Origin of the sequence: Anaerobiospirillum sp. NML120511, assembly GCF_023050955.1 — a bacterium.
Lineage (GTDB): Bacteria > Pseudomonadota > Gammaproteobacteria > Enterobacterales > Succinivibrionaceae > Anaerobiospirillum.
In genome coordinates this window covers 1-1,064 of the sequence record NZ_JALKIK010000118.1, presented here as the reverse complement: position 1 = coordinate 1,064, position 1,064 = coordinate 1, and the positions used below count along the sequence as shown (strand labels likewise).

Genomic DNA, 1,064 nt, shown 5'->3' with positions numbered 1-1,064 from the left:
ACTGAAGAGTTCAAGCAGGCCAACCCTCTGAGCAACTTCGTTGCCGTAAATACTGGTACTGCTGAGGCTCCTCAGTATGTAGCCTACGAGAAGGCCTACAACGGGTTCCTCGAGGACGTAGTACGTAACACCAATGGTGCTGATGCTGACCGTGTAGGTCGTATGGCTGCCTTCGGTGGTGCTGCTCAGGCTGCTCTGACTGCTACTGGCACTACCTCTGATGCCGTATCCGGCCGCTTCGGTATGGGCCAGAGTGCTTCTGCTCTCACCTATGCTGACAATGGTCAGGGTACCGGTATGTGGGTAACCCCAGTCTACCGTTCTTCCGATTCCGACGGCTTTGCCGCTGAGGGTCTGGAGTTTGGTTCTGATGTAAGCCTGTTCGGTGTTGCCCTCGGTGGTGATTACTCCTTAGGCAACGGCATGCGCGTTGGTGCAATGCTCAACATCGGCTCCGGTGATGCTGACGGTCAGGGTGCTGGTCAGGGCGTAAGCAATGACTTCAACTACTTCGGTGGTGCTATGTACGCAGGCTTCTCCATGGACGCTCTGTCTGTAGTAGCTGACCTGTCCTACACCACTGTTGACTCCGACATCGAGACCGACACTGTTTCCGGTAAGGTAAGCACCAGCTTCGACACCACAGCCCTGTCTGCCGGTGTAACCGGTCAGTACACCATGGACTTTGCCGGTGTACAGGTTGCTCCACACGCTGGTCTGCGCTTCACCCGTCTTGACATGGACAACTTCGATGCTGTTGGCTTTGACGGCGGCTCTGCAGCCTCTGTTGAGAACTCAACTGCCAACGTATTCTCCATCCCTGTCGGTGTAACCATCGCCAAGGAGTACGCTGGTGAGCAGTGGACTGTCAAGCCATCCTTTGACCTTACCTTAACCGGTAACTTCGGTGATGACACTCTGGACAGCACTGTAAACTGGACTGACGTAACCAACTGGAGCGTTGCTACCAAGTCCGAGTTCGTTGACAGCTTCACCTATGGTGCTGCCATGGGCGTAGCCGCCAAGTCCGGTAACCTGGGCGTTGGTGTTGGTCTGAACTACAC

General features: G+C 55.3%; 1 protein-coding gene. It reads left to right on the top strand.

The genetic code is table 11. The features are described 5' to 3' along the window. The coding region (locus MXE39_RS12885; RefSeq protein WP_246979094.1) for an autotransporter outer membrane beta-barrel domain-containing protein at positions 1-1,064 on the top strand (1,064 nt) is incomplete at both ends.